Here is a 23,621-nt window from a genome sequence, read left to right as displayed (position 1 = left end):
CAATGGTAGAGTTCCGGCCTTCCAAGCCGGCTGTGAGGGTTCGATCCCCTTCACCCGCTCCATTTTTATAATTATGGGACCATAGCTCAGCTGGGAGAGCACCTGCCTTACAAGCAGGGGGTCACAGGTTCGAGCCCTGTTGGTCCCACCATTTTTATATAAATTAATATGCGGGAATAGTTCAGTGGTAGAGCGCAACCTTGCCAAGGTTGAAGTCGCGAGTTCGAATCTCGTTTCCCGCTCCAATAATATGGGTGCATAGCTCAGCTGGATAGAGCAACGCCCTTCTAAGGCGTGTGTCCGGGGTTCGAATCCCTGTGCGCTCACCAATTAAAAGTTTCACTTTAGTGAAACTTTTTTTTTATAAAAAATTATAAATTTAGATAATGGAATAAATAAAATATATAATAAAAATATAAACTTATAATAAAAGAAGATAGTTTGTATATAGTCTTATTATTATAGTATAATACATAGTGTAAACAATTAAGAAACTATTGAACAGGAGGATAAAATATGTCCGATATAAATTCTTTATTAAATGGTTTTATTGATATAATATTGAGGATGAGCATATATGATGTTGTAGATATATTAATAGTTGCTTATATATTCTATAAAATTTTTATGTTTATAAAGGATACAAGAGCTGAACAAGTTTTTAAAGGGATAATAGTTTTATTATTAGCAACACAACTTAGCTCGATATTTAAATTACATACTCTATACTGGATATTAGTAAAAGCCCTTGATGTTGGTTTTATAGCGCTTTGTATAATATTCCAACCAGAGCTTAGAGCAGGATTTGAGCATTTAGGAAGAACAAATTTCAATTTAATTGGAAAAAGCGGAGAAAATGCAGAAAGTAAAAAGTTAAATAAGGCAATAGATGAGATTGTAGAAACATTATATTCACTATCAAGACAACGAATAGGAGCGCTTATTATATTAGAGAGGGAAACAAAAATTTCAGATATAATAGGAACAGGAACAATAATAGATGGTGATGTGTCTAGACAATTATTAATAAATATATTCATACCAAATACTCCACTACATGATGGTGCAGTTGTTATAAGAGATAATAAAGTAAAAGCTGCAGCATGTTTTTTACCTTTAAGTCAAAGTAAAGATTTGACTAAGGATTTAGGAACTAGACATAGAGCGGGTGTTGGTATAAGTGAAGTTTCAGATTGTATAACTCTAATAGTTTCAGAGGAAACAGGTGAAGTTTCAATAGCAAAGGCAGGTAAATTATATAGGGATATATCTCAAGAGAGAATGTCTAACATATTAAAGAAAAACTTAAACAAGATAACATCAGAAGAAAAAAGTTTCTTTAAAGGTGGGATTTTTAAATGAAAAATAGACTAAAGAAAAATACAAGGATAAAGCTAATATCTCTTCTTAGTGCTATAGTTCTATGGATGTATGTAATGGCAATTGTTGATCCAGAAGATACGAAACTATTTGAAAGTGTTCCAGTAAGTCTTACAAATATAGAAGAATTATCTGATGAAGATTTAATAGTTTATCCAGAAAATGATTTAGTAGCTGATATATATATAAGAGGAAAACTATCATATCTTCAGAAATTATCTAAAGAAGATATACATATATATGGATCTATAAATAATCCTATAGAAGGAAGGAATTATTTATATCTAAAAGTTAATACAACAAAGCAGGTTTCTTATGAATTTAAATCAGATTTTATAGTAGTAAGACTAGAAAAAGTTGTTAATGAAGAAAAAGATATTAAATCAGATGTAACAGGAGATTATTCTGAAGATGTAGATACGGTTGTATTACAACAAAGTACAGTAAATATTTCTGGGGCAAGAGTTTTAGTCGAAGAAGTTAATCATGTTAAGGCAGTAATAGATGTGAATAGTAATGTAAATAATAAATTTACTCAGAAAGTTAAGCTAATTCCTGTTAATAAATCTGGTAAAGAAGTCAAAGGAGTAACTTTAGACTCAAAAAACATAAGTGCAGAAATAACATTACTTGAAGAAAAAGAAGTTCCTATAAATATTCAATCAGATGGAAATTTAAATGAAGAAAAGGCTTATGAAATAAATCCTGAGACTATAATAATAAAAGGAAAGAAAGAAATATTAGATAATATTAATTATATAAATACTGAGAAAGTTGATTTATCAAGTATCGTAGCCTCAAAAAAGGTTAATCTAATAATACCTGAAGGGGTAACATCAAATGATAAAACAGTTATTATTAAGGTTAAAGAGAGTGAAAGCATAGTACAAAGGTTAATTTATAATTCAGAGGAAATTGAATTAAGAAATAACTATGATGAAATAAATACGTCTGAATTAAATATACCAGAAAGTATAAATGTAGAAATAAATACAAATGATCCAAGTATAAAAGTGTCTAAATCTGATATAAAGTTATATATAGATTTATCAGAAGGATATAATGAATCTAAAAAATATGATATAAAATACGATTCTGATGTAGAGCTGAAAAATATAAAAATTATACCAAATGTAATAGGTCTTTAACTATATAATATAATTAAAGTGTAATATATTTATATCAAAGTAATGATTAAATATATTACACTTTTTATTTTGAATAAAAAAGTTATATATGACTTAATATAATTTAGTAGATTTTAAAAATACTTAAAAATATAAAAATTCTGAATATTTGAAAAATATGTTGAAAAAGGTAATGATAAAAAATATTTTTATTAAATTATAAAGCAAATGACTATGAAAAATGGTCTATCATATAAATATAATTATATTAATTACAAAAAATATTATAATTTCATTTTAAAATTATACATAGATAGATAATATTATGCTAAAATATAAGTATCAGGAAAAAAATGTAAAAACTTAAAAATTAAAGTTTACGTAAAGAGATACAAATCAATAAACACTTACCATAAATACATAATAGAAGAATATTTTTTATTATTATAAATATTTGAATATAAAATTAAAAAATATTACTTATGACATCAATAGTAAAATCAATTCAATTAAAAACTTATGACAACTAAATATAAGAAATTTAGGAGGAGAAAATGAAGAGTATAGACGATATTATAAAATTCGCAAAGGAAAGAGGGCCAAAAACTGTTTCAGTGGCTTGTTGCCAAGATAAAGAAGTTTTAATAGCAGTAGAGAATGCGCGAAAAGAAAATATAGTAGAGGCTATTTTAGTTGGGGATATAGAAAAAACTAAAGAAATAGCTAAGAATCTGAATATAAGCCTAGACAATTATAATTTAGTAGACATTAAAGATTTATCAGAAGCTTGCTTAAAGTCAGTAGAGTTAGTTTCAACAGGAAAAGCTGATATGGTAATGAAAGGTTTAGTTGACACATCTATAATTTTAAAAGCAGTATTAAACAAGGAAATAGGATTAAGGACTGGAAATGTATTGAGCCATGTTGCAGTATTTGATATAGAAGGATATGATAGATTATTCTTTGTGACAGATTCTGCAATGAATTTAGCACCAGATATAAATGTTAAGAAACAAATAATTGAAAATGCATGTTCAGTTGCTAGATCATTAGAAATAAAAGAGCCTAAAGTAGCATTAATTTGCGCTAAGGAAAAGGTTAACCCAAAAATGAAAGACACAGTAGAGGCAAAAGAATTAGAAAATATGTATCTAAGAGGAGAGATAACTGGATGTATGGTTGGAGGACCTTTCGCTTTAGATAATGCAGTTAGTGAAGAAGCTGCAAAACACAAAGGTATGGACCATCCAATAGCTGGCAACGCAGATGTATTAGTTGTTCCAGATATTGAAGCAGGTAATATTTTATATAAATCAATAGCATTTTTCGCTAAGTGTGAAAATGCTGGTTTAATTGTAGGAGCTAAAGCACCTATTATACTTACTTCTAGAGCTGATAGCGATAAAACAAAATTAAACTCAATAGCATTAGGAGTTCTAGCATCAGAGAAAAAATAATATAAAATAATATAAAAAGGAAGGATATTATTATGGAGAAGTATAGAATTCTAACAATAAATCCAGGATCAACATCAACTAAGATAGCAGTATTTGAGAATGAAGAATTGATATATGAAAAAACTCTAAGACATTCTTCAGAAGAAATAGGTAAGTATGAAAAAATATCAGATCAATTTCAATTCCGTAAAGGTGTTATAGAAGAAGCTTTAAAAGAAGCTAATCTAAAAGTTCAAGATTTAAGTGCTATAGTTGGAAGAGGAGGATTACTAAAGCCTATAGTAGGTGGAACTTATAAAGTAAGTGACTCAATGGTTGAGGATCTAAAAATAGGAGTATTAGGACAACATGCTTCAAATTTAGGGGGAATTATTGCTAGACAAATGGCTGATGAAGTATCTATTCCATCTTTTATAGTAGATCCAGTTGTAGTAGATGAAATGGATGATGTAGCAAGAATTTCTGGAGTACCAGAAATACCGAGAATTAGTATATTTCATGCATTAAACCAAAAAGCAATAGGTAGAAGAGCTGCTAAAGATATGAATAAAAAATATGAAGATTGTAATTTCCTTATAGTTCATATGGGAGGAGGGGTTACAGTCGGAGCGCATAAAAAAGGTAAAGTCATAGATAATACAAACGGTCTTGATGGAGAAGGTCCATTCTCTCCTGAAAGAAGTGGAGGTCTTCCAGTTGGTGGACTAATGAGATTATGTTATGGTGATGATTTAACGAAAGAAGAAATAGGTAAAAGAATAAAAGGTAACGGAGGGGTAGTTGCCTATTTAGGAACTAATGATATTAGAGAAGTTGAAGAAATGATTAATAATGGTGATAAAAAAGCAGAATTAATTTATGATGCTATGGTTTATCAAATATGTAAAGAAATTGGTGCCTATGCAACCGTTCTTAAAGGTGATGTGGATGCAATAATATTAACAGGAGGAATAGCTTATTCATCAAGTATAAGAGAAAAGATAGAGGATAAAGTTAAATTTATAGCTCCTGTAAAAGCTTATCCAGGAGAAGATGAAATGATTGCTCTTGCTCAAGGTGGACTTAGAGTATTAAGAGGGGAAGAAGAAGCTTTAGTTTATTAATATATACTGAAAATAGGTGAATATTATGATGAAGAATGACAAGAGAGTAAGACTTTTTATAGGGCATTATGGAAGTGGAAAAAGTGAAGTATCAATTAACTATGTCACTAAATTAAGGGAATTAGTTGATGGAGAAGTAGCAATAGCAGATTTAGATGTAGTGAATGTTTATTTTAGAAGTAGAGAAAAAAAAGATATGATGAACAAATTAGGTATTACACCTATTGATAGTTCAATTCAAACAACTACACTAGATGTTCCTGCTGTATCTGCAGAAGTAATGAGACCACTACATGATGATAACGTTAATTATGTTGTAGATGTTGGTGGAGATAATGTTGGAGCAAGAGTAGTGGGGAGATTCTCTGAACACTTCCAAGAAAGTGGCTATGATATGTTTTGTGTAGTTAATGCAAACAGAGAAAAAACTCAAACTGCTAAAGATGTTCTTGGATATATCGATGCTATGGAAGCTGCTTCTAAGCTTAAGGTTACAGGATTAATTAATAATACACACTTATTAAGAGAAACAACTATAGAAGATATATTAAAAGGTCAAGAAATAGTAAGAGAAGTAGCAGAGATAAAGAATTTGCCTATTAAATATGTTTGTTGTTTAGAGAATCTTGTAGAACACTTACCAAGTGATTTAGAGGGAGATATATTACCTATAAAATTATATCTGAGAGAAGAATGGATGTAGTTTTAGGTTTAATATAAGAAATAATTAAGGGAGGCTTAACAATGGCTAAAGGAAAAGTAACTTTTAATGTAGAACGCTGCAAAAGCTGTGGACTATGTGTAGAAGCATGTCCAAAAGAAATACTTGCAATTGATACAGACTTCATAAATGCAAAGGGATATAATCCAGCAAAAATAGTAGATGAAGAGAAATGTATAGGGTGTGCAAGTTGTGCTCTAATGTGTCCAGATGTAGTTATTACAGTAGAAAGAGATTAATTATTTTTTAATAAGGGGGATTAATTATGGCTAAAATTCTTATGAAAGGTAATGAAGCATTTGGTAAAGCAGCTATAGAAGCTGGTTGCCATTATTTCTTTGGTTACCCAATAACTCCACAAAGTGAGTTACCAGAATATTTATCAAGAGAGCTACCTAAAATTGGAGGAGCTTTTGTTCAAGCAGAATCTGAAGTTGCTGCTATAAACATGGTTTATGGTGCAGGAGGAACTGGTACAAGAGTAATGACATCATCATCTTCTCCAGGAGTAGCATTAAAACAAGAAGGGATAACTTATTGCGCAGGTGCAGAAGTACCTTGTGTAGTATTAAATATAATGAGAGGTGGCCCAGGACTTGGAACAATACAACCATCTCAATCAGATTACTATATGTCAACTAAAGGTGGAGGAAATGGGGACTATAGAACTCCAGTTTTCGCACCTGCATCTGTTCAAGAAGCTGTAGATATGATAATAGAAGCTTTTGATGTAGCTGATATATACAGAACTCCAGTTATGGTAGTTGCAGATGGTATGATAGGTCAAATGATGGAGCCAGTTGATTTTGATAAAGAGCGTAAGTGTAGAGAAATACCAGAAAAAACTTGGGCAGCATGTGGTACTAAAGGACAAAGAAAACCAAATGTAATAAACTCTTTATACTTACAATCTGAAGAATTAGAACAACATAATTTAAAATTAGAAAAGAAATATAAAGCAATAGAAGAAAATGAGGTTCAATATGAAATGTATCATACAGAAGATGCAGAATTAGTATTTGTTGCATATGGAACAGTTTCTAGAATAGTTAAAACAGCTGTAGATACATTAAGAGAAGAAGGATACAAGGTAGGATTAATAAGACCTAAGACATTATGGCCATTCCCAAATGAAGCATTTAAACAAATTCCAAACGCTAAAAACTTATTAGTAGTTGAAATGAGTTTAGGGCAAATGATAGATGATGTTAAATTAGCAATAGAGTGTAAATTACCTGTACATTTCTATGGAAGATCAGGTGGTATGATACCAACTCCATCAGCTATAGCTGATAAAGCTAAGGAATTAATAGGGGGTGTTAAATAATGTCTGTAGTATTTAAAAGAACAGAAGGATTACAAGATGTTACAACTCATTACTGTCCAGGATGTACTCATGGTATCATCCATAGATTAGTGGCAGAAGTTTTAGAAGAAATGGGAGTACTGGGAGATGCTATAGGGGTTGTTCCTGTAGGATGTTCAGTTTTAGCATATAAATATTTTAATGTGGATACTCATGAGGCTGCTCATGGTAGAGCTCCAGCAGTTGCTACTGGGGTAAAAAGAACTCATCCAGATAATGTTGTATTTACATATCAAGGGGATGGAGATTTATCTTCAATAGGTATGGCAGAAATAGTTCATGCTGCAGCTAGAGGAGAAAAAATAACTACTATATTTGTTAATAATGGTATATATGGTATGACAGGCGGTCAGATGGCCCCTACAACACTAATAGGTCAAAAAGCTACAACAGCTCAATCAGGTAGAAATCCTGAAGTTAACGGATTCCCTATAAGAGTTAGTGAAATGTTATCAACTTTAACTGGAGCGGTATTTGTAGAAAGAGTTTCTGTTGATACACCTGCTAATGTTAGAAAAGCTAAAAAAGCAATTAGAAAAGCATTTGAGGTTCAACAAGCTGGACTAGGATTTGGTATCGTGGAGGTATTATCTACTTGTCCAACTAACTGGGGTCTTGCACCAAAAGATGCATTACAATGGTTGAGAGATAACATGATGGCTTACTATGAAATAGGAAATAAAAAAGATATTGAAGTTGAGGAGGCGAAATAATATGTCAACATCAAGAGTAATATGTGCAGGATTTGGTGGTCAAGGTGTTATGTCTATGGGACAACTATTAACATATGCGGGAATGTTAGAAGGTAAGGAAGTTTCATGGCTTCCATCTTATGGACCTGAAATGCGTGGGGGTACTGCAAACTGTGCAGTTACAGTATCTGACAAACCAGTTGGATCACCAGTTATTTCAGATGATGCTACTTGTGCTGTAATAATGAATAAGCCTTCTATGAAATTTGTCAATGATGTAGTTCCAGGTGGACATATACTAGTTAATAGCTCTTTAATAGATGAAAAAGTTGAAAGAGAAGATGTTAATGTAACTTATATACCAGCTAATGAATTGGCTGCGGAAATAGGTATGCCTAAAGTTGCAAACATGATAATGTTAGGAGCTTGTTTAAAAGTTACTGAAGCAGTAGATATAGAGTCTGTATTACAAGCATTCTTAAAAGTATTCGGTGAAAGAAAATCTAAGTTCATACCAATAAATAGAGAAGCTTTACAAAAAGGTATGGACTCAGTAGTTACAGCAGAAGCTTAAATTCCATAAAAACTTATTATTTAAAGCAAAAAAAGACAATAGAATTTTCCTATTGTCTTTTTTTTATTTAAGTATTAAAATGATTCTATGGTAACATTAAGACTAAATATTTCATATAAAAATGAATAAAATAAACATATATATAGATATTCTCGTTATGAAGGGAGTTTTTAAATGAGAAAATATTTTGGAACAGATGGAGTTAGAGGCATTGCTAACGAGGAACTTACTTGTGATTTAGCATATAGACTTGGAAGAGCAGGGGGATATGTTTTAGCTCAAGGAGACCATAGAGTAAAAGTTGTAGTAGGTAAAGATACAAGAATGTCTGGTGACATGTTGGAGTCAGCTTTAATAGCTGGATTAATGTCAGTTGGCTGTGATATAATACCTGTGGGTATTATACCGACACCAGCAGTTGCATATTTAACAAGAAAATATAATGCTGATTGTGGAGTTGTTATATCAGCATCGCATAACCCTATGGAGGATAATGGAATAAAATTCTTTAATAAAGATGGGTATAAACTAGATGATGAGATAGAATTAGAAATAGAAAAATATATTGAAAATATAGAAAAAGTAAGTTATAACCCAACTGGTGAAAATGTTGGTACTATAATACATTCAAATAATGCAACTAGAGATTATGTTGATTATTTAAAATCTATAATAAATATAGATTTAACTGGTCTAAAAGTTGTTTTAGATTGTGCTAATGGAGCATCTTACGAGGTTGCACCAATAGTATTTAAAGAACTAGGTGCAAATGTAATAGATATAAATACATCTCCAAATGGGAAGAATATAAATGATAACTGCGGATCTACTCATCCAGAAATGCTACAAAAAGCTGTTGTAGATAATAAAGCAAACTTAGGGTTAGCTTATGATGGTGATGCAGACAGACTGATTGCTGTTGATGAAAATGGAAACATTGTTGATGGCGATCATATAATGATATTGAGTGCAGTTTACTTAAAAAAGAAAAAAGAATTAGCAAATAACACATTAGTCATAACAGTAATGACTAATATAGGACTAAATGTTGCAGCAAGGGAGCATGGCATAAATTTAGAAACTACTGATGTAGGAGATAGATATGTTATAGAAGCTATGAAAAAAGGTAACTTTAATCTAGGTGGTGAACAATCAGGTCATATGATATTCTTAGATTATAACACTACTGGAGATGGAGTATTAAGTTCATTAATGTTATCTAAAATAATGATGGAGGAAAAGAAACCTTTATCAGAATTAGCATCTATTATGAGTGTTTACCCACAAGTACTAGTTAATGTTGAAGTGAAAAACGAAGTGAAGAATAAATTCATGGAAGTAGAAGAAATAAGTAATGAAATAAAAAGAATAGAAGATTTAATGGAAGGTTCAGGAAGAGTGTTAATTAGACCATCAGGGACACAACCATTAGTAAGAGTAATGCTAGAGGGTAAAGAGGAAGGTCAAATAAATGAGTTAGCTAATAACTTAGCTAATCTTATAAAAGAAAAATTATCGTAAACTTCAGGTAAATACTAAGATTTTGCTTAGTATTTACTTTTAAGCGCCAGAACTTAACAATAGAAGTAATTTCGATGTAGTATTGGGGGTTAAGTTGACGAGGACAGAGTTAATCGAATTATCGGCGGATGCTCTGCGGTGTGCTTGCCATCGTGAAGGTTTTCTTAAATCATGGAAGTGATTCTGTGGACAAAGGGAAACTTTAGTAAGCTTTTTCATGACCTAACTCTAAAAATATATATAATAATATTTTTAGGAGGCACAATATATGTGTGGTATAGTTGGATATTTAGGAAAAAGACAGGCAACAGATGTATTAGTTGAAGGTCTGTCAAAATTAGAGTACAGAGGATATGACTCTGCAGGTGTTGCTGTAAACACTGGAAATGAATTAGAAATAAGAAAGTTTAAAGGTAGATTAGCTATATTAGCTGAAGATCTACAAAAATCTCCTATACATGGGCAATTAGGTATAGGACATACAAGATGGGCTACTCATGGAGTACCTTCAGATGTTAATGCTCATCCTCATTTTAACAAAGAAAAAACTATAGCTGTTGTTCACAATGGTATAATAGAAAATTACCTTGAATTAAGAGCAGAGTTAGAAGCAGAAGGTTATGTATTTTTATCTCAAACAGATACAGAAATAGCTGCTCATATGGTAGATAAGTATTATGAAGGAAATTTATTAGAGGCTGTTTATAAGGCAACTGAAAGATTCAGAGGAGCATATGCATTAGGTGTAATAAGTGCTGATAATGCAAATGAATTAGTTGCAGTTAGAAAAGATAGTCCATTGGTTGTAGGTCTAGGAGAAGATGAAAATATGATAGCTTCTGATATACCTGCAATATTAAAATATACAAGAAGTGTTTACTTCTTAGAAAATGGAGAATTTGTTCATATAGAAGGTAACAAAGTTACTGTTTTAAATGAAAATAAAGAAGTCGTAGAAAAAGAAGTTAGTGAAATAACTTGGGACGTTGAGGCTGCATCAAAAGGTGGATTTGATAGTTTCATGGCTAAAGAAATATACGAACAGCCAAAAGGTGTAGGAGAAACATTACTAAGAAGATTAGATGAAAATGGTAGAATAAAACTAGATGACATTAAGATGACTAAAGAAGACCTAGAAAAAATAAATAAGGTTTATATAGTGGCATGTGGTACTGCTTATCATGCTGGGATAGTTGGAAAATATGCTATAGAAAAATTTGCTAAAATACCAGTTATAGCTGATATAGCATCTGAATTTAGATATAGTGATCCATTTGTTGATGAAAATACTTTATTAATAATAGTAAGTCAATCTGGTGAAACTGCAGATACTTTAGCTGCTCTTAGAGATGCTAAAGAAAAAGGTGCTAGAATATTATCTATAACAAATGTTGTTGGTTCATCAATAGCAAGGGAGTCTGATGATATATTCTATACATGGGCAGGACCAGAAATAGCAGTTGCCTCTACAAAAGCTTATACTACTCAGTTAACAGCATTTTATATGATAGCTTTAAACTTTGCTATGATAAAAGGAACTATAACTGAAGAAGAATACTTCAGAATGATAGATGAGTTAAAAGAAATGCCAGATAAAGTTGAAAAAGTATTAGAATGTAATGAATTAGTTGAACAAATTGCTTTAGAAATAAAAGATAAAAATGATATGTTCTATTTAGGTAGAGGTCTTGACTATGCATTGGCGATGGAAGGTTCATTAAAGATAAAAGAAATATCTTATATGCATGCTGAGGCTTTCGCTGCTGGAGAATTAAAGCATGGAACTATAGCATTAATAGAAGAAGGAACTCCAGTATTAGCAATAGCAACTCAAGAGCAATTATTTGAAAAAATGCTTTCTAATATGCAAGAGGTTAAAGCAAGAGGTGCTAAAGTTATAGCAATAGCTAAAGAGCATAATAAAGAAGTAGAAAAATCAGCTGATAAAGTAATTTATGTTCCAGACTGTGAAGATATGTTTGCAAGTATAGTAAGTGTTATACCTATGCAACTACTTTCTTATCATGTTGCTAAGATGAGAGGTTGTGACATAGATAAACCTAGAAATTTAGCTAAATCAGTTACGGTTGAATAATATATAGTTGTAAGTAATAAACAATACAAAAAGGTTGTATACTAAAAAGTATATGACCTTTTTTAGATTTTAAATTGCAAAATGATTATTTTTGCATATATTAAAGTATGAGTATTATTCTATTAGAAAAATTAGTATATACCTCTAAATAATGTCAATAATTACTATTAATAATAATTGGTATTTAAGGGGGGATTTATACAATGAAAAAATTGAAATTTTTTACAAGTTTTATAGTGCTTTTTATGATAGGATTATTTATATCTTATGGAGAAGTAGATAATAATTGGGATGAAAATTTTGTCAATGCATTTGAAGAAACAGGTGCAGAATTTAAATTTTATGATATAAAAGCTAACTGTTTAATAGAAGGTGATATATCTGAAGATGAAATAAAAAATATTTTTTTAAACTTAGTAAATGACTTAAGTTTAAAAAAAGAAGATATTAATTGGAGTATTAAAAATAACGAAAAAGAAATAAAAATATATGCAGAACTAAGTGATGATATTTATGAAGTTTCATTCGTTTCAGCTACAAAAAATAGTAAAGAATCTTATATAATTGTTGACATATTAAGCAATAAAGTATATAAAAATATAGGAGATATTTATAATAAATTGTATAATTCGCTTAATGTATATTCAAATGACATAGAAATTTTTACTTGTTTAGCTGGGCAATATACAAAAAAATTACAATTGGATAAATGTAATGATATTTTACAAAATATATTGTATAATATGAATGCGAAGGAAATTGATAAGATAAGACAAAATGGTCTTATATCTGTAACAGCATATAGTAATCTGTTAACAGAAAATGATTTAGAATACTTGGAAGATAAGATAAATTTAAATATAGGAATTAGGTATAGCGAAAATGAAGATAAAACTTTAATCTACATGGCTACACCGATAATAAAATTAGATTATTAAAATTAGTGAGGAGAGCAAACAATGGCTAAAATAATAGTAAAAAAGAGTAATCCACTTAAAGGTAGTGTTAGAATAGATGGTGCAAAAAATGCTGTATTGCCAATAATAGCAGCGACTTTATTAGCAAAAGGAAAATCAGTACTTAGAGAAGTACCAAACTTAAAAGATGTACATGTTATATCTGATTTATTAAGACACTTAGGTGCTGAGGTTGAATATAAAAATAATACTTTAACAGTTGATGCAACAAATTTAACAACATATGAGGCTCCATATGAATTAGTTAGAAAAATGAGAGCGTCTTTCTTGGTAATGGGACCATTACTAGCTAGATTCAATAAAACTAAAATATCTATGCCAGGGGGATGTGCTATAGGTACTAGACCAATAGATTTACATCTAAAAGGATTTAAAGCTTTAGGTGCAGAGATAGTTATGGACCATGGTTTTGTTGAGGCTAAAACTAATAATTTAGTTGGAAGTAAATTATATTTAGATTTCCCATCGGTAGGGGCTACTGAAAATATAATGATGGCAGCAGTATTATCAGAAGGTACTACTATAATAGAAAATGCAGCTGAGGAACCAGAAATAGTTGATTTAGCTAATTTCTTAAATGAAATGGGAGCAGATGTTAGAGGAGCAGGAACTAACACAATAAGAATAAGAGGTGTTAAAGAATTAAAAGGTACAGAACATGATGTTATACCTGATAGAATAGAAGCAGCTACTTTTATGGTTGCAGCGGCTATGACAAAAGGTGATATAACAATAGAAAATGTACTATTAGAGCACTTAAAACCTGTAACTGCAAAATTAAGAGAAGCTGGCTGTGAAATTATAGAAATGGATAATGCTGTAAGGGTAATAGGACCAGAAAAACTTAAGGCTATAGATATAAAAACTTTACCACATCCAGGATTCCCTACTGATGTTCAAGCACAGTTCATGGCTATGCTAACAGTATCTAAAGGAACTGGTGTAGTTATAGAAACAGTATTCGAAAATAGATTTATGCATGTTGCTGAATTTAATAGAATGGGTGCAAACATAAAGATAGAAGGCAGAACCGCTGTAGTAGAAGGCGTAGATGAATTAAATGGTGCAAAGGTTAATGCAACAGATTTAAGAGCTGGTGCAGCATTAATTCTATGTGGTCTTATAGCTGAAGGTGAGACTGAAATAGGTGAAATATATCATATTCAAAGAGGATATGTAGATATTGATAAGAAGATAACTGCATTAGGCGGAAATATAGAAATAGTTGAATAGTAATAAAAAAAGAGGTTTTTTCATATATTTAAGAATATTGAATCTTAGGAGGAAAATATATGAAAAGACCTTTTATTTTTGTTTTACTTCTTTCCTTTTTAATAGTCATAATATCTGTATTCAATAGTTTTATATTTTATGATGACGATGAGGGAGCAATATCCAGGGCAAAAAATGAACAAAAAGATAAAAACTATGAGAGTGTAGATGAGAAGTCCCCTAAAATTAATGTATACAATGCTGATGAGGACAAGACGGAAGAAATGGATATGGAAGAATATCTATATGGTGTGTTATCGAGTGAGATGCCATCTACGTTTGATGAAGAAGCTTTAAAGGCACAAGCTATATCTGCTAGAACTTATGTAGTGTATAAGATTGAAAATAATATTAATTCTGGTCATAAGAATGCAGCAGTTTGTACAAATTCAGCACATTGCCAAGCTTACACTTCATATGATGATTTATTAAAAAAGAAGGGTAAAGAGTGGATTAAAAGTGACTATCAAAAAGTCAAAAAAGCAGTAGATGAAACTAAGGGACAAATTTTAACTTATAATGATAAGGCAATTCTTCCACTTTATTTTTCAACATCATCTGGTAAGACTGAAAATAGTAAAGATGTTTTCTCTACTCAATATCCATATTTAGTATCAGTGGATAGTCCCTATGAAGAAAATTCACCTAAGTACATAACTACATATTCAATAGATAAAAATAAATTTATAAAATCTTTAAAAAACATTTACCCTAGTATTAAATTATCAATAGATCAGTTAGAGAATCAAGTAAAAATTTTAAATAGAACTGAAGGTGGCTGTGTAAAGACAATTCAATTGGGAGATGTTAAATTAAGCGGAATCGATATTAGAAAAATTTTAAATTTAAATTCAGCTAATTTTACTATTGAATATAATAATAATAACATGGAGTTTATAGTTAAAGGGTATGGTCATGGTGTTGGTATGAGTCAATGGGGGGCACAAGGAATGGCTAAAGAAGGATATAAATATTATGATATATTATTTCACTACTTCAAAGGAACTGATATAAAAGATACATACTAAAAAATGTTAAATTATTGTATAAATATAAAATACTGGTTAATACTCTAAATATGTATTAATATATTTGGAGGTAAAAGATGAAAAAGAAATTATTAGAAAAAGATATTTTTTATTTATCTTTGTTTATATGTATCTGTATTATAGCTGTAGGAGGAATTTATTTTACTAATAAAAGTGTAGATAAATTAGTATCAAAAACTAGTCCTATACAAAGTGAGGATGAAATACATTTAACTGAAGGCGAAAAAGACGATGCTATTCCAACTACTACAGATTCTGAACAAAATTTAGCTAAGGCCAAAGAGGCTGAAAATAATAAGATTAATTATTTAGGAAATCAAATAATAAGAAGTTATTCAGAAAAAGAACCTAGTTATTCAGAAACTTTAGAAGTTTGGGAAATACATAAAGCAATAGATATAGAGTCAAATAAGAATCAAGAAGTTAAATCACTAACTTCAGGAACTGTATTAGATGTGTATGATGACGATGAATATGGAATGACAGTTAAAGTTAAATCTAAAGATAATACTGTATTTGTATATTCAAGTTTAGATAAAAATATAAAGGTCAAAAAAGATGATACAATCGAAGAAGGCCAATGTATAGGATATGCAGGTAATACAAGTGATGTAGAATGTTCAAGTGGAGTTCATGTACACTTAGAAGCATATAAAGATGATGTAGCTATTAATCCAATGAGTTTATTAGAATAAAGTTTAACAGGCTTAATCAAATATGATTGAGCCTGTTATATTTTTTACCCTTTTTTCATATATATCAATAAGGATATGATGTTAGGGGGGAAGGGAGTGAGATCCTATATAGAAGAAAGAGCAGTTGTCGTAGCAAAGTATATACTAGAAAAAAACACTACAGTTAGACAGACCGCTAAAACATTTGGTGTGAGTAAAAGTACTATTCATAAGGATGTAACCGAACGTTTAGAAGAAATCAATCCTTCTCTTGCCAGTGAGGTTAAAAGGGTGTTAGAAAAAAACAAATCAGAAAGACATATTAGGGGTGGAATGGCGACAAAAATGAAATATGAAAAGGAAAAAAAGGTGTAGGTTTATCCTGCATCTTTTTTATTATTATGTTAAAATTTATTTTGTGAAATTAATAAATACTAGAAAGCTTATGATTTAATTTTGTATAATTAATATTTTATTGATAAAAGCAAATGATAATATAAAATGCTAATTAAAAAATGAGAAAAATGTAAGATAAAACCTATATTTCTCTTGACTTATATATTTTTTTTGTATATCTTGTAAAATAGGAGTGTTTAAAAGAGAAAAATGACAAATTTTAACATAAATTCATAATAAAAGGAGTGTAGAGTATGGCTGGAGCTGATATAGGAATAGATTTAGGAACGGCAAATGTTTTAGTATATGTAGACGGAAAGGGAATTGTTTTAGAAGAACCATCTGTAGTAGCGATAGAAAAAAATACTAATACAGTGTTAGCAGTAGGAAATGAAGCAAGGAGAATGATAGGGAGAACACCATCAAATATAGTTGCAATAAGACCTTTAAAAGATGGTGTAATTTCAGATTATGAAGCAACTGAAAAGATGTTAAAGTACTTTACTGAAAAGATAGTAGAGAAGAAGGGATTTAGAAGACTTGTAATGCCTAGAATTATGGTATGTGTTCCAACTGGTGTTACAGAAGTTGAAAAAAGGGCTGTAGAGGAAGCTACTAGAGAAGCTGGAGCAAGAGAAGTATATATAATAGAAGAACCAATAGCAGCTGCTATTGGTGCAGGTATGGATATATCATTACCTAATGGGAATATGGTAATAGATATAGGTGGAGGAACTACTGATATAGCTGTTATATCTCTTGGGGGGGCAGTAGTTAGTGACTCAATAAAAATAGGTGGAGATAAATTTGATGCTGCTATAGTATCATATATTAAGAAAAAACATAATTTATTAATTGGTGAAAGAAGTGCAGAAAAACTTAAAATAGAAGTAGGAACTGCGATGAAAGATAGCGAAGAAAGAACTATGAAAATTAGTGGTAGAAATATAGTTAAAGGACTTCCTGAAACTATAGAAGTAAGTTCTTTTGAAATAGCAGAGGCTTTAGAAGAATGCGTGAAGCAAATACTTGCAACAACTAAATCAGTATTAGAAAAGACACCACCAGAATTATCAGCAGATATAAGTACATTCGGAATTGTTATGACAGGTGGAGGAGCATTATTAAGAGATTTAGATAAAAGAATAGGGCAAGCTACAGGAATAAATGTAATAGTTGCAGATGATCCATTATCTTGTGTTGCAAGGGGAACAGGATCGTCTTTAAGTACATTAGACTTACTAGAAACAGGAGGAACATTTAAAAAAAGATACAAAAAATAAAATATAAAAAATAAACAAAAATGATATATTATATAAATAATATATCATTTTTGTTTAAGTAAAAATGAGTTGATAAATATTCAAGTTGAAAGTAGGATTGATAAGGCAATGGTTTCAGCCAACTCTAAAATAAAATGTAATCGTACGTTATTAAATGAAAATCTATTATTTTCATCTACTTTATCTACAATACCGACAATTGAATGAGATCCAATTTGAGGGAGTTTTTTACCTACACCTTTGCCTGGAAGAATGGGCCCTTTTCTAATTTGAATATTTCCTATGTTATTTACAGAGCCTAAACAGGCATCTATAGCTAAAAATTCACTGTTAGGATGTTTTTCTTTTACTATGTCTAGGGATTCATATATGTTTAAGGCATGAATAGGATTATCTAGGGTACCGTAAACAGGGTATTTAAAGTCGCTATTTTTTAGCATAGTACCTACTAAAGGACCTAAGGCATCTCCTATAGCACGATCTGTTCCTATACAAATAACAACTGTGCTTTCATTAATTATATCCTTAAGTATTAAGCTTAACATTTCTATAACATTTTCTTTTTTATAATTTACTTTGGCTAAATACATAGGAACTTACCTCCCTTCAAATATATATGAATAATGGAATGAAAAAATACATAACATTAAATCACATAAAGGCACTTATATTAAATAATATGATAGAAGTATCAATAGTGTTCCATAAAAATAAATTCTTGACACCATATATAAAAACAGGTATTATAGTATTGTTAAAAGTAATATAAAATATGTGTAATTATGTTACACCTTATCAAGAGAGGCAGAGGGACAGGCCCTGTGAAGCCCAGCAACCACCCTAATAGGGGACGGTGCTAAATCCTACTAAACGTTAACGTTTGAGAGATGAGGTTAGTTGATTATAGTTTAAATCTGATAATTAACCTCTTCTGTTTAAGAAGAGGTTTTTTTAATTGTAAGGAAATTATCTGTTCTGTAGACGACATATAATTTTCAACTTTGTTACTTAGGCAACGGCAATAGCAGTTGGCAATATGAGCAAAGTGAATTTTTTATTTTATTAATAAAAATACATAAGATATATAATAAAAGGAGGAAGTCAAATGTCAAGACACTTATTTACATCAGAGTCAGTAACTGAAGGGCATCCAGACAAGATGTGTGACCAAATTTCAGATGCGATATTAGATGCTTTATTAGAGAAAGATCCATTATCAAGGGTAGCTTGTGAAACAACAACTACTACAGGTTTAGTGTTAGTAGCAGGAGAAATATCTACAAATGCATATGTAGATATACAAAAGTTAGTTAGGGATACAGTTAAAGAAATAGGGTATACAAGAGCTAAGTATGGATTTGATAGCCAAACTTGTGCTGTTATAACTGCTATAGATGAGCAATCTTCAGATATAGCTATGGGAGTTGACGAAGCTTTAGAGAGTAGAAGTGGAGAACAAACTGAAGAAGAGATAGAAGCAATAGGAGCAGGAGACCAAGGTATAATGTTCGGATTCGCGTGTAATGAGACTCCAGAGTTAATGCCATTACCAATATCTTTATCTCATAAATTAGCTAGAAGACTAACTGAAATAAGAAAACAAGATATAGTAAATTATTTAAGACCAGACGGAAAAACTCAAGTAACAGTTGAATATGAAGGAAATAAGCCTGTAAGAGTTCATACTATATTAATATCTACTCAACATAGTGAGCACGTTGACAATGAAACTATAAGAAAAGACTTAATAGAATTAGTTATAAAAGAAGTTATACCATCTGAATTATTAGACGATGAAACTAAAATATATATAAACCCAACTGGAAGATTCGTTATAGGTGGACCACAAGGGGATACTGGTTTAACAGGAAGAAAAATAATAATAGATACTTACGGTGGATATGCTAGACATGGTGGTGGAGCATTCTCTGGAAAAGATCCAACGAAAGTTGATAGATCTGCTGCTTACGCTGCAAGATATGTAGCTAAGAATATAGTTGCTGCTGGACTTGCAGATAAATGTGAAATAGAGCTAGCTTATGCAATAGGTGTTGCCAGACCATTATCTGTATTCGTAGATACATTTGGTACTGGAAAAGTTTCTGATGAAGAATTAGTTGAATTAATAAACAAAAACTTTGACTTAAGACCAGGTGCAATAATAAGAGATTTAGAATTAAGAAGACCTATATATAAACAAACTGCTGCTTATGGACATTTTGGAAGAACAGATGTTGATTTACCATGGGAAAGAACAGACAAGGCTGAGATATTAAAAGAACAAGCTTTAGGAAAATAATTCTTATATATGATATAAATGATAAAGAGTTGTATTTTTACAACTCTTTATTTTTTTTATATTAAATGTTAACATAAAATATATTTATAATAGCAATAATTATAAAAAGACAGCTAAATAAATGATTTTAGGAGAAATAATGATGGAAAAATTACAAGGAATGGTTAGTGATATAGTTTTTAAAAATGAAGAAAATGGATACACCATAGCCTACTTAGCAAATGAAAGTGATGAAATAACTATTGTAGGTTGTATGCCTACTTTATCAGTTGGGGAAAGTATCGAAATAGAAGGCAAATGGGTTAATCATAAAATTTATGGATCTCAATTTGAAGTTCAAAGTTTTATACCAGTAACACCTTCATCTTTAGAAGGAATATATGTTTATCTATCTTCAGGTATGATTCATGGTATAGGAGAAAAGATGGCCAAGAGGATTATAGATAAATTTGGAGTGGATACTTTAGATATTATTCAAAATATGCCAGAAAGATTAACAGAAGTAGAGGGTATTGGTATAAAGAAGGTAAAACAAATACAAGAAAGTTATGAAGAAAATAGAGAACTTCGTAATATTATAATAAAACTATCTCCTTATGGAATAACTCCTAATTATTGTTTAAGAATATATAAAAAATACAAAGAGAAATCTATAGAAGTTATTAATAAAAATCCATACAGACTTGCAGAAGATATAAGAGGTATAGGATTCAAAATTGCTGATGACATTGCAAGTAAAATAGGTATAGATAAATACTCTCCAGATAGAATTATGCAGGGTATATTATTTACACTAAATCAAAGCTTAGCAAATGGTCACACTTATTTACCTAAGAAGATTTTGATAGAGCAATCAGTAAAGATTTTATCTGTAGAACCGTCATTTATAGAAAATGGGATTATGGATTTAGCATATAATCAAAAAGTACATTTAGAAAATAAAAATGGAGAAATTTTAGTTTATTTAATGATGTACTATATTTGTGAAAATGGAGTATGCAAAGAAATTATAAAATTATCTCAGCATGAAATTAAAGATTTACATATAAATATAGATGAAGAAATAAAAATTGTAGAAGAAGAGGATGATATACAACTTGCTAATAATCAAATATTAGCAGTCAAAGAAGCTATTAATAATGGTGTTACTATAATAACAGGTGGCCCAGGAACAGGAAAAACAACTACAATAAATACAATTATAAAAATATTTGAAAATAATGATCAAAAAGTCGTATTATGCGCACCTACAGGAAGAGCTGCTAAAAGAATGAGTGAAACATCTAATAAAGAAGCTAAAACTATTCATAGGCTATTAGAAATGGGATTTGCTGCAGATAGTGATGAGTTGGTATTTTTCAAAGATGAAGAAGATCCAATTGATGCGGATGTAATAATATTAGATGAAGCATCTATGGTAGATATTATACTTATGTATAATCTCTTAAAAGCAGTTAAATTAGGAAGTAGATTATTATTAGTAGGAGATAGTGACCAGTTACCATCAGTAGGAGCAGGAAATGTTTTAAAGGATATAATTGATTCCAATGTAATTAAAACTGTTAGACTTAATGAGATTTTTAGACAAGCCAGAGAAAGTATGATAGTAGTTAATGCTCATAAAATTAATAATGGTGAACCACTATTTTTAAATGTAAAGAATAAAGACTTTTTCTTTTTACGAAAAAATACCAATGAAGATATATTAAATGAAATAATAGGATTGGTTAATGAAAGACTTCCTAGATTTTATAATGTTGATAAATTAAAAGATATACAAGTATTAACATCTATGAGAAAAGGTGATTTAGGTGTTAATAATTTAAATATAGAATTACAAAAATATCTTAATCCACCTAATAAATATAAACAAGAAGAAGAGTTTGCTAAAAGAACCTTTAGAGTTGGAGACAAGGTAATGCAAATTAGGAACAACTATACTAAAAAATGGGAAACAGAAGATAAAAGTGATAGTGGAGAAGGTATATACAATGGAGATATTGGATATATATTTCATATAGACAAAGATAAGAAGACCGTTTACGTATTATTTGATAAAGTTAAAATTGCTTCTTATAAATATGATGAATTAGATGAGTTAGATCATAGTTTTTGCACAACTATACATAAAAGCCAAGGAAGTGAATTTCCTATAGTTGTTATACCTATAGTATGGGCTCCACCTATGCTTTTAAGTAGAAATCTTCTTTATACAGCAGTTACTAGGGCTAAAAAGCTTGTTGTATTAGTTGGAGATGTAAGATATTTAGAGCAAATGATTAAAAATAATAGAATAAATGACAGATATTCTAACTTATCATATAAATTAAATAAATTTATAGTAGAAGGACTGTTAAAATAAAAATGAGATTGCTATCAAAGTTTATTTCAAAAGAAAAATGTAATGTAATAAAAGTTATTTTAGATTATATTTATCCTAAAAATATAAATTGTATAATTTGTGATAATCCTATAAAAATAACTAATACTTATTCCCTTTGTAAAGATTGTTTTATGGAATTACATTTCATATTAGATGGTTGTGGCAAATGCGGAAAACCAATTATAAATCATAATTTAGAAAGAGAGAGTTTAACTGATTGCTCTTATTGTTATGATAAAACTTTTTACTTTGATAGGGCAATATCATGTATTGAATATGATTCGATAAGTAAGCATTTAATTTTAGATTTTAAATATAAAAGTAAGACGTATTTGTTCAAGTATATTGCACAAATAATGAAAGAAAAATTAGAAATAGAATGTATAGATATAGATTATATATTATTCGTTCCTTTGCATAAAAAAAGATTGAAAAAAAGAGGGTTTAATCAATCGGAAAAAATAGCTAATGAACTTAGTAATCTTACACAAATACCAGTTGTAGACTGTATAAGTAGAGTGAAAAATACAAAAAAACTTTATAGACTTAGTAAAAAAGAAAGACAAAAAGAGTTAAAGAATGGATTTAGTGCCAAGGATAATATTAACTTAATCAAAAATAAAAAAGTAATATTAATAGATGATATATTTACAACAGGATCAACAGCTAATGAAATATCGAAAGTATTAAAATTAAATTGTGTTAGTAGTATATGTATATTTACATTGCTTACTAAGAATATAGATGTATATGCAAAAGAATAAAATACTATTGACAGATATGTTTTAAGCCGTTAAAATTAATATATGTTTCAGGTCTGTGGTTGCAAGTCCAAGCCAGACGCAGGCGAAAGGATCCACGTAAGTTAATTCTAAAAATGGGATTAATGATCATGGTGCGTCTTAGATGTAAGACCTACCGATATTAAAATCGAGATGGTTAGTAGTGCGGCAAACCCAAGCGAAAGCTACAGTAGGCGAGTGTGGGGTCAAAGACCAGGTCAGCTGAAACAATAAAGTACCTTTTAGGTGCTTTTTTTATTTGTAATAATACTTTTTATCTGACATTTCCATAGCTCCATATTTATTATCACAAGACAACTAATAGTTTTAATATAGTTGTTTATTATTTCTTATTCAGTTTAAATTAACTATTATAGTCCTAACCATAACAAATTATATCTACAATTTAATATAAAAATATAAATAAAATGTTAAGATATTTAGATTATAAGGATTTTGTCAATTTTTAT

22 protein-coding genes, 3 tRNA genes and 1 riboswitch are annotated in these 23,621 nt (G+C 29.9%); of the genes, 24 read left to right on the top strand and 1 reads right to left on the bottom strand.

Annotated elements, in window-relative coordinates; all coding sequences use genetic code 11:
- Positions 1–75: 75 nt before the first annotated feature.
- The 20 genes from J7G74_RS00470 to J7G74_RS00375 all read left to right on the top strand — a co-directional run bounded on the left by J7G74_RS00470 (position 76) and on the right by J7G74_RS00375 (position 17,687).
- A tRNA-Val gene (locus J7G74_RS00470) sits at positions 76–151 on the top strand.
- A gap of 19 nt (positions 152–170) precedes the next feature.
- A tRNA-Gly gene (locus J7G74_RS00465) sits at positions 171–245 on the top strand.
- Between the two features lie 7 nt (positions 246–252).
- Positions 253–329, top strand: a tRNA-Arg gene (locus J7G74_RS00460).
- Between the two features lie 187 nt (positions 330–516).
- A complete protein-coding gene (gene cdaA / locus J7G74_RS00455; protein WP_297130328.1) occupies positions 517–1,362 on the top strand; it encodes a diadenylate cyclase CdaA in 846 nt (281 codons plus the stop codon).
- A complete protein-coding gene (locus J7G74_RS00450) occupies positions 1,359–2,528 on the top strand; it encodes a CdaR family protein (protein ID WP_297130325.1) in 1,170 nt (389 codons plus the stop codon). Before cdaA ends, J7G74_RS00450 begins: the two co-directional genes overlap by 4 nt.
- Before the next feature lie 533 nt (positions 2,529–3,061).
- Positions 3,062–3,964, top strand: a complete 903-nt coding sequence (gene ptb / locus J7G74_RS00445; RefSeq protein WP_297130321.1) for a phosphate butyryltransferase — start codon at positions 3,062–3,064, stop codon at positions 3,962–3,964.
- A gap of 32 nt (positions 3,965–3,996) precedes the next feature.
- Positions 3,997–5,067 (top strand): butyrate kinase, encoded by a 1,071-nt coding sequence (gene buk / locus J7G74_RS00440; protein ID WP_297130318.1) that lies wholly within the window; start codon positions 3,997–3,999, stop codon positions 5,065–5,067.
- A 25-nt stretch (positions 5,068–5,092) separates the two neighbouring features.
- Positions 5,093–5,770, top strand: a complete 678-nt coding sequence (locus tag J7G74_RS00435) for an ATP-binding protein (protein WP_297130315.1) — start codon at positions 5,093–5,095, stop codon at positions 5,768–5,770.
- A 41-nt stretch (positions 5,771–5,811) separates the two neighbouring features.
- Complete coding sequence (locus J7G74_RS00430; protein WP_297130312.1) at positions 5,812–6,027, top strand: 4Fe-4S dicluster domain-containing protein; 216 nt, start codon at positions 5,812–5,814, stop codon at positions 6,025–6,027.
- Between the two features lie 26 nt (positions 6,028–6,053).
- On the top strand, positions 6,054–7,115 hold the full coding sequence (locus J7G74_RS00425; RefSeq protein ID WP_297130309.1) for a 3-methyl-2-oxobutanoate dehydrogenase subunit VorB: 1,062 nt from the start codon (positions 6,054–6,056) through the stop codon (positions 7,113–7,115).
- Positions 7,115–7,867 carry a thiamine pyrophosphate-dependent enzyme gene (locus J7G74_RS00420; RefSeq protein WP_297130306.1) on the top strand — a complete coding sequence of 251 codons (753 nt, stop codon included), beginning with the start codon at positions 7,115–7,117 and terminating at the stop codon, positions 7,865–7,867. The genes J7G74_RS00425 and J7G74_RS00420 overlap by 1 nt, the downstream gene beginning before the upstream one ends.
- A gap of 1 nt (position 7,868) precedes the next feature.
- Positions 7,869–8,420 (top strand): 2-oxoacid:acceptor oxidoreductase family protein, encoded by a 552-nt coding sequence (locus J7G74_RS00415; RefSeq protein WP_297130303.1) that lies wholly within the window; start codon positions 7,869–7,871, stop codon positions 8,418–8,420.
- 174 nt (positions 8,421–8,594) lie between these two features.
- Positions 8,595–9,941 carry a phosphoglucosamine mutase gene (glmM, locus tag J7G74_RS00410; RefSeq protein WP_297130299.1) on the top strand — a complete coding sequence of 449 codons (1,347 nt, stop codon included), beginning with the start codon at positions 8,595–8,597 and terminating at the stop codon, positions 9,939–9,941.
- Between the two features lie 268 nt (positions 9,942–10,209).
- Positions 10,210–12,036: a glutamine--fructose-6-phosphate transaminase (isomerizing) gene (gene glmS / locus J7G74_RS00405; RefSeq protein ID WP_297130297.1), complete on the top strand. Its 1,827-nt coding sequence runs from the start codon at positions 10,210–10,212 to the stop codon at positions 12,034–12,036.
- Positions 12,037–12,239: 203 nt separating this feature from the next.
- Entirely contained in the window at positions 12,240–12,974 is a 735-nt protein-coding gene (locus J7G74_RS00400) for a YwmB family TATA-box binding protein (protein WP_297130294.1), read from the top strand.
- Positions 12,975–12,995: 21 nt separating this feature from the next.
- The gene (gene murA, locus J7G74_RS00395; protein ID WP_297130291.1) at positions 12,996–14,246 is read left to right on the top strand and encodes a UDP-N-acetylglucosamine 1-carboxyvinyltransferase; all 1,251 of its coding nucleotides are present in this window, start codon (positions 12,996–12,998) and stop codon (positions 14,244–14,246) included.
- Between the two features lie 59 nt (positions 14,247–14,305).
- A complete protein-coding gene (gene spoIID / locus J7G74_RS00390; RefSeq protein ID WP_297130288.1) occupies positions 14,306–15,313 on the top strand; it encodes a stage II sporulation protein D in 1,008 nt (335 codons plus the stop codon).
- Between the two features lie 77 nt (positions 15,314–15,390).
- Complete coding sequence (locus tag J7G74_RS00385) at positions 15,391–16,029, top strand: M23 family metallopeptidase (protein WP_297130285.1); 639 nt, start codon at positions 15,391–15,393, stop codon at positions 16,027–16,029.
- A gap of 96 nt (positions 16,030–16,125) precedes the next feature.
- The gene (gene spoIIID / locus J7G74_RS00380; protein ID WP_297130331.1) at positions 16,126–16,383 is read left to right on the top strand and encodes a sporulation transcriptional regulator SpoIIID; all 258 of its coding nucleotides are present in this window, start codon (positions 16,126–16,128) and stop codon (positions 16,381–16,383) included.
- 275 nt (positions 16,384–16,658) lie between these two features.
- Complete coding sequence (locus tag J7G74_RS00375; protein WP_297130280.1) at positions 16,659–17,687, top strand: rod shape-determining protein; 1,029 nt, start codon at positions 16,659–16,661, stop codon at positions 17,685–17,687.
- 80 nt (positions 17,688–17,767) lie between these two features.
- Here J7G74_RS00375 and yyaC read toward each other — a convergent pair whose 3' ends face one another.
- Positions 17,768–18,277, bottom strand: coding sequence for a spore protease YyaC (yyaC, locus tag J7G74_RS00370; RefSeq protein WP_297130276.1), 510 nt, complete (start codon positions 18,275–18,277; stop codon positions 17,768–17,770).
- Between the two features lie 26 nt (positions 18,278–18,303).
- Here yyaC and J7G74_RS00365 point away from each other — a divergent pair, with 26 nt between their 5' ends.
- From J7G74_RS00365 to J7G74_RS00350, 4 genes are all read left to right on the top strand, one after another.
- Positions 18,304–18,456, top strand: coding sequence for a hypothetical protein (locus tag J7G74_RS00365; protein WP_297130272.1), 153 nt, complete (start codon positions 18,304–18,306; stop codon positions 18,454–18,456).
- Between the two features lie 20 nt (positions 18,457–18,476).
- Positions 18,477–18,581: riboswitch (SAM riboswitch) on the top strand.
- A gap of 211 nt (positions 18,582–18,792) precedes the next feature.
- On the top strand, positions 18,793–19,986 hold the full coding sequence (gene metK, locus J7G74_RS00360) for a methionine adenosyltransferase (protein ID WP_297130269.1): 1,194 nt from the start codon (positions 18,793–18,795) through the stop codon (positions 19,984–19,986).
- 142 nt (positions 19,987–20,128) lie between these two features.
- On the top strand, positions 20,129–22,348 hold the full coding sequence (recD2, locus tag J7G74_RS00355; protein ID WP_297130266.1) for an SF1B family DNA helicase RecD2: 2,220 nt from the start codon (positions 20,129–20,131) through the stop codon (positions 22,346–22,348).
- A gap of 2 nt (positions 22,349–22,350) precedes the next feature.
- Positions 22,351–23,133, top strand: coding sequence for a ComF family protein (locus J7G74_RS00350; protein WP_297130263.1), 783 nt, complete (start codon positions 22,351–22,353; stop codon positions 23,131–23,133).
- The last annotated feature ends 488 nt before the right edge of the window (positions 23,134–23,621 follow it).

The sequence above is a fragment of the Terrisporobacter sp. genome (assembly GCF_017888745.1).
Lineage (GTDB): Bacteria > Bacillota > Clostridia > Peptostreptococcales > Peptostreptococcaceae > Terrisporobacter.
The sequence above is the reverse complement of the archived record's forward strand: the minus strand, read 5'-3'. Positions and strand labels throughout refer to the sequence as shown.